The following is a 7466-nucleotide window of genomic DNA, read 5'->3' on the forward strand; positions in this document are numbered from 1 at the left end:
GATATTATTAAAAAAATTGAAATTAATAGAAACTAATAGAAATTTATGGAAATTTGTTGTTTTCCACAATCAATTTCTACCTATTTCTATAAATTTCAATCTATTTCTATTATCTTATCTCCATATCCCCCTTATCTCCTTATCCCCTTTTTTACACTGCTGATACATAACCTGAACGGTTACATTTTTTAGAACTTAGTAATGAATGAAAATCTATGCGAATTGTCGAAATCCGGGTGTGATATGTAGCCATAATCTACCGAAACCACAATTCCTTCAAAATATCCCTCTCCGGTGCTTTTAAATCCAACTCCTGCTGAGTAGCCTGTTTGTTGGTTATATCCGAGTCTAAGACCAAGTGATTGAGTCAACCAGTATTCAATGCCGCTTTGAAAATTAATAGCATTATCCTTCGGCATATCTATATCTAATGCCACTAAAGTCTTTTCTCCAAATAACTCAGGTTTGTAACATGCACCTAATTTTATATTGAATGGCAGGTCATTTTTTGCATCTGCGGTTTTTAATTTTGGACCTAAATTCTGGATATTTAATCCAAAAGAGGTCTTTTTTGTATAATGAAAGAGTGCTCCCAGGTCCACGGCGATGCCTGTGCCTTTATTACTGGCATAGTCTTGTTTAATCGTTTTTAGATTAAATCCAACAAGAACATTTTTAGGAATTAATAACTCTAATGCGTAAGATAAACAAAGGGCTAAATTATCTACTTCTAATGTTGTGGTTGGATTGCTGGCATTATCCCGACCATCAATACCACCTGCCCTTAACATAATTAAACTTACACCCATAGCTCTTTTTATGTTATTAATTGGTGGAAGTGGTTGTGAATAGGCAAGGAAATTAGTTTTTATATCCTCAAACCATATCGTATGAGCGGCGGTCATTTCTTTTGATTTGAGTTGGACAAGTCCTGCGGGATTCCAATATGTGGCATTAATATCATCGGCAATGGCTACCCCCGCACCACCCATACCAATGACTCTTGGTCCTTGCCCTATCTTTAGAAATTGCGCGGTAGCGATACCTACATTATCATCCCCTGCATAACTAATTACTGGCTGACTGAAGATTAAAATGCTCATTAATAATACTAACTTTTTCATTATAAATAACCTCCTTATTTTTGGTAATTGGTAACTGGTGAATGGTAATTAGTTACCATTTAACCGATTACTTACTTTGTAAGCGTTCAGGTGGTGTAAGAAAAGGAGATATGGAGATAAAGGAGATAAGGGGGGATATTATTAAAAAAAATTGAAATTAGTAGAAACTAATAGAAATTTATGGAAATTTGTTGTTTCCCACAATCAATTTCTACCTATTTCTATAAATTTCAATCTATTTCTATTATCTTATCTCCATATCTTCCTTATCTCCTTATCCCCCTTCTTACACTTTTAATGTATAACCTGAACGGTTACCTTACTTTAATAATTTCGTGAAGCCCTATTTGGTTACAGATAGAAATTTATTAAGCCGCTATTTTCTCTTTTTTCAAACTCTTTCCTATTAATAACTCTAATCTATTGACCCTTCTTTCTAAATCAGGTTTTAATAATATTTCTCTTTGTCCGGTTTTAATTTCATGAATATCCCCAACCATTCCTTTTTGTTCGACTTTAATCTCGTGAATCTCCTTCTGAATCGCTTCAAATCGGATATTCATTTCCTGGCGTAAATCTCTCATTTCCTCACGAAGTAATCTTATTTCTTCCCAAAGCCGGGTAAATTCCTGTTCATGAGACTCTAATTGCTTTTTTATCGCCTTTAGTTCTGGGACTAAAAGGTCTTGAATTACCTTACGAAATCCTGTAACTATCTCACTGATTTCTTTTATTTCATTAGCCATTATTTTCCCTTTATTGAACCACAATCAATTTTTTGGTTACCGTTACCTCTCCTGATTCATCAGCCGCTGTAAGTCTATAAATATATAATCCTGTAGCCACTTTTTTCCCGGCATTATTTTCACAATTCCAGAAAATAGCATCATTACCCGCTGGATATACACCATGACTTCCTTGTTTTCCTTGAGGAGATGCAGACGAATATTCTTTAGTCCAAACTTCATCTCCCATAATCGTATATATTTTAAGAGTAACTTTTGCATCTCTAATCAAGTCATATCTGAAGGTGACTCTACCACCTTTAGTCGGGTTGGGATATGCAAAAACACTTTCTTTGAATGTTTCTGGTTTTTCTGTTATTTCCGGGATAACATACATAATCGCATACATCTTTCGAATAATCTTTGTCTTGTAAGTCATTTGTTTATTATCTTGGTCCAGGTGGGCTGTAGTAATTTTTGCCCAATTTGTTCCATCGTATTCATAGATTGCCAGGTCTGCTTCTGTAAGAGAGCGTTGGGATAAATCCTTTACATCATCCTGGGTATAATACATAATAAGCTCAACTTCGTTATTAAATACCATTGTCTTTACATCTGGTGTGTCCTTAAGGAAGAATTGGACTACTGGTTTAACCACTACATAGCCAGTTCTTGTTGTAGTAGAAGTTCCAGCGGTTACAGTATCTGTTCCTACAGGAGAACCATTAACCGTAGTAGATTCCGGAATCTTTAAGCAAGTAACCCATTTTTTATATTGATAGTGATAATATTGAACCTCTACTGCCTTAGGCGTAGAATACATAATGGCATAGGAATCTTCTAAACTTACATCTGGATATTCAGGTAAATTCACTGTAATTTTATTATTGTTTTTATCTATATCATTAACTCCACTTATTTTCTCCCACATTGTTCCATTATATCTCCAGATAGCTAAATTGTCCTCTGTAATTCCTATTGGTAATGGTAATTTATGTCCATAATACATTGTAAGGGAAATATTACCTACGGGGGGGTCTAATGTTATATCAGTATGTTCAGTGTTAAACCACCAAAATTCTATGGCCGGGTCTATTGCTGTATAACCTTCATTTGGTGTAATAGTTCCCTGCTTAATACTAATAGTATTAGTACTCACTGTTACGCCGCTGGTAGCATAAGTATCAGCCTTTGTATCAGGAGGAATTTCCAGATAGGTTTTAGTCCCAAGACCTGGATAATTAAAATAAACATATATATAACCCTCTACACTGACATAAAAGGTAAGTTTTGGGCTATAACTATTATTACCTGAAGGGGTTTTATCCCATGCCTCTACCCAGATGGTATAAGTTCCTCCTTCATCAATGGTAAGGTTCTCATATATTATTCGGCCGCTATTTTCGGTTTCATTAATTTTTTCTTCTCTTCGACTACCACCAAATAATTTATTTGGTTCATCTTCTTCCCCGGTAGATTGTTTCTTGACTATAATTTTTGATGATGCAAAATCTACCTTTGACTTACCAGTTTCGATTTCTGACAAAGTTACTGTAATCTTCTGAATTACATTTGGTCCAAAAATATCTTTGTCTTTTAACACCGTACTGTCCACTAAAATGTCAAATATTTCAGGTCCCATTCTATCTAATATCGTAAAGGTAAATATTTGAGGCGTATCATCTGCACCATTTTTAGCATTGTCCACAGGTTTTACTTCAATCGTATAGTCATCTGGTAGAGTTAAGGGTGTTTCCAAAGTCCACTTTACGGTATCAATACCATTATTTGATGGCACACCCGGCATAACCAAACCAATAGAATTTTTAAGTATAATAGTAGATAAGCCAAAATCAATTCCTGCCCCACCCTGGTCCATTAATTGAGCAGAGATGACAGATATATTCTCAGTTGGTTCATGGATAGTATTCGCCCCCGGGTCGGTCATAACTATTACCGGTGCTATATAATCTGGTTTGATAATTGGAGAGTGAATTACTTCTACCCTACCTTCAACTGATTCAGAGGTTCTACTATATCCTTTTGCATGATTTGGTTTTTGATGCCACTTCTCGGCTATTGGATTTTCAGCCGGATCTCGAACATAATCTATAAATTTCCAGCACGAACCTACTAATTCTACTTGCATTCTTATAATATATGTCCCGTTTGGAATATTCCAATCCTTGATTCCAACACCCCAATCAATATAATATTGATTTTCATCTAAAGGGTCTCGCTGAAGAGGAACTAATGTATTCCAGTCATTTCCTTTATTTCCATCTCCCTCATCCGGTAAATCAGTGCCAAGTTTAGGATACCACCCCCAGCCTGTCTCTGTTCCAAAAGGGCCTGTATAATAATTAGGATAACCATTAGTAAACGGGTCATCATCTGAATCCCCTGTATTCAAATCAGGTAATCCTAAGGGTCTTAATTCATTCCCCTGGGCATCAAAACAGGTAAAGTCAACTAAAAGATAAGGTAAGGTGTAAATATCTTCTGAATCCATCTCAAATCCTAAATTTTCTAATTGAGACTTTGTTGCCTCTACTGTAACATGAATATTTGTCCAGAAATCGGTATCATCTTCTATCTGAGGGGTAGGAGTAAATTCAGTTTCATCAATCTTCAATTCTGTAATGGTAATGTTAATAGTACTTGCTTTTATTGCTCCAATTCTTTCTGTCGCTTTATTCCCAGCTGTATCAACAGCATTAATCTTAAAGGTATAGTCTCCATCTTTCACTAATCCTCCACACAAATTCTTTCCATCCCATGTTGCTGAACAATTATCCCCATATTGAGGTTCAGGAATAGTTAATATTCTAATCCGGTCGTTGTCCTTCCATATTTCTATTGTTACCTTAGACCCTATTTCTAAGAGGGTATATTTTATAGTTACATTTTCAGAGCCTGGTCTAAATATACCAGGGAAGGCACCAAAGTTAGTAATAACAGGTGGAGTAGCATCAATTACAATTTCCTCTTGACTGCGTATGCCATTATTTTCAGCATTGTTACCTGCAGAACTAAAATAACCATAGAAATAGCTTGTTGTATCGTCTTTTTGTTTTATAGTATATAAATTAGAATATACACCATCTCCGGCTATTACATCTTTATGAGTAACAGCTCCATTATCATAAAGAGAAATACCTTGCACAATTAAACCCATATCAGTGTAGGCTGCTCCTCCCATAGCAAAAGAGGCAATTATACCTTTAATCTCTCCCAGTCCCTGGTAATCATTGACTAATTTACCAAAATAAATATTAGCATTAGAAGCCTCAAACCTACCACTTTGTGAAGCAGTTCCTAACCAGATATGGGCATCATTATTATCATATACTACCACCATTGTTCCTGTAGCTATTCTTGGATCCTCAAATATTACCGCCGTAGTCGTTCGCGTTGGCTGTCCCAGTGTATTTAATATGTTTACTGCCGTTAGATTAATAATAACCTCATCATCTATTTTCATTACTTTTTTAACCCAGGTACCTTCTGTGATAGTAGATGTGGCAATATTGTTATAATCAGATACCGGGAATCCGAAGAAAATATCGGCATTAGATACACTAATTTCTCCATCTTTACTTGCCGATGTTACCCAGCTACAAGAGTTATTTGTAATCTTTATCTTATCTCCTGTTTTAATATTATTTGAATAAATAGTCATAGTTGAAGTAGCCAGGGTAATATTATTTATTGTGAATGTCCCATTTTCTGGAGTTAATGTTTTTAATCTAACAATTCTTGCTCCCGAGACAGGGGGGAACTCATTACCTCGCAAGGCAATAGTCCCAAAGATTTCATTGTTATTAATTGCAGGATTACCTGCTTTATCTTCAAAATAAGCCGAGTAGGCAAAAGTTCCCACATCTGTTTGGACAACTTTATAGTATTCCGCATATATTCCATTTCCACAGTCAATTAAATCTAATACCCTTGCATCAAAACTACATATTCCTATTCCCCCATCTGACTCTACTGAGTTGGTTCCAATCCAATCGGAAGATTGAAGCACGAAAATAATCTCCTGGTCCCGATAGCATGGATTTCCACCACTGTTATCTATCAGAAAATCAATCCTCGGTGGGGTATTATCTATCGTGACTAAGACAGTATCTTCCGCGGAATTACCTGCTGGGTCCTCTGCACTTAAATTTATTGTATGGGTACCTTCATCAAAAGCTACTCCATTTTCATCTAATCCTCCCCATATTACCCATTCAAAATAGTTCTGGGGTATAGTTCCGGTCCCTCCTAATAATATTCTTCCGTCTATACTTAATTGATAAGATATAGGGTCTAATTCGTCATTTTGTAAAATAATAGTAGTAGTATCCTGTATTCCTGTTGAGGTGCCGGGAGAAAAAACATCATCGGATAAAGAAATGAATACTTTCATCGGAGCAGTTCTATCTATCCAAACATAACAAGTCTCTATATTCGCTTGATTTCCTGCCTCATCCCATATATTTACCTGAACAGTATGTGTTCCTTCTAAGAAAGCCCTTCCATATTCATCGCATCCATCCCACACATAAGATATATCAACATTTGCACTCATTGTTCCTGTTGGGTTAGAAGATGGTATCCTATTATCAATTAAAATCTCATATTTCCCCGTCTCATTACTTTTAAATGTAATAGTTGTAGTATCTTTCTGACCGGGTGAGGATTGTGGGGAAAAATATGGCTCTGAAACCACTAAAGCCAAAATTTCAGGTTGTTTATAATCAGCCTGGATAGTTACAGTCCCCGGGTCACCACCATTATCCAGATCTACAACTATATCTGCAGTCTGGTAATTAACAAGTTGTAAGTTCTCATCACTCATTGCATCAGTAGAAATTTTCTGGATTATTCCCGTATATGTCCCATCATTAATCATTACATCCGGATCCCATCCATCATCCCTAAGTGTAAGTGTAAAAGTAGAGCCTGCTCTCGGAACAATAGTTACTTTTTTCTCCCCTCCCGTCATAGTTCCAGCATTAGCGGTTACAATTGCACTAGCACCATCTTTAAAACGTATACTCTCTCTCCCATCGCTATGGTATGTCTTAACTACATCTTGCGCACTCCAGGCACCCTGATTACTGAATCCAACTAATAACAAACCAATAAATATAGATTTTGATATACTTTTCATTTGTTTTTTACTCCTTTTTTTGAAATTTATCAGCCTTTCACGAAATTCATAGCTCCTTGATTAACAAGAAGTTACAAATACGCTTTTTTCTTATTGCCCTTCTACTATATAACTCCTTGTGCCTTTCACGAAATTCACAACATGTTGATTTGCTTGTAGTTACAGATGCACTCTTTTTCTTATTGTCCTCCTGCCATCTAACTCCTTGATTTCAAAAGAGTTGCAAACGTCAATTTCTTGCTTTTTTTTAATTTTCACCCCTTTTAAATAGGGGTGGAGGGCAATTTTACTTTTTCCCCTCTACCCAGAGGGAGGCTACACTTACCCCCGGTTTCCAGGCAATTCCCCCTTAATAAAGGGGGTTAGGGGGTTGTGATTGTTCAATCCATCCTTCAATTGCCCTTAAAACATTGTCTATATCTTTCTTTACATCACTATCATTGAATCTTATGAGAG

Annotated in this window: 5 protein-coding genes; 2 read left to right on the plus strand and 3 right to left on the minus strand. The window is 36.1% G+C overall.

Features of this window, described 5'->3' with window-relative positions; all coding sequences use genetic code 11:
- Window positions 1-45: 45 nt before the first annotated feature.
- The gene (locus tag AB1422_14055; GenBank protein ID MEW6620436.1) at window positions 46-192 is read left to right on the plus strand and encodes a hypothetical protein; all 147 of its coding nucleotides are present in this window, start codon (window positions 46-48) and stop codon (window positions 190-192) included.
- Here the strand turns inward: AB1422_14055 and AB1422_14060 are convergent.
- On the minus strand, window positions 189-1142 hold the full coding sequence (locus AB1422_14060; protein MEW6620437.1) for a PorV/PorQ family protein: 954 nt from the start codon (window positions 1140-1142) through the stop codon (window positions 189-191). The genes AB1422_14055 and AB1422_14060 overlap by 4 nt on opposite strands.
- A gap of 162 nt (window positions 1143-1304) precedes the next feature.
- Between AB1422_14060 and AB1422_14065 the strand changes: the two genes are divergently transcribed.
- Window positions 1305-1463, plus strand: coding sequence for a hypothetical protein (locus tag AB1422_14065; protein MEW6620438.1), 159 nt, complete (start codon window positions 1305-1307; stop codon window positions 1461-1463).
- 29 nt (window positions 1464-1492) lie between these two features.
- Here the strand turns inward: AB1422_14065 and AB1422_14070 are convergent, their stop codons facing one another.
- Both AB1422_14070 and AB1422_14075 read right to left on the minus strand, forming a co-directional pair.
- Window positions 1493-1870 carry a hypothetical protein gene (locus tag AB1422_14070; GenBank protein ID MEW6620439.1) on the minus strand — a complete coding sequence of 126 codons (378 nt, stop codon included), beginning with the start codon at window positions 1868-1870 and terminating at the stop codon, window positions 1493-1495.
- 10 nt (window positions 1871-1880) lie between these two features.
- The gene (locus tag AB1422_14075; protein ID MEW6620440.1) at window positions 1881-7010 is read right to left on the minus strand and encodes a hypothetical protein; all 5130 of its coding nucleotides are present in this window, start codon (window positions 7008-7010) and stop codon (window positions 1881-1883) included.
- Window positions 7011-7466 lie beyond the last annotated feature (456 nt).

The sequence above is a fragment of the bacterium genome (assembly GCA_040757115.1).
In the GTDB taxonomy this organism is placed as follows: domain Bacteria; phylum UBA9089; class CG2-30-40-21; order CG2-30-40-21; family SBAY01; genus JBFLXS01.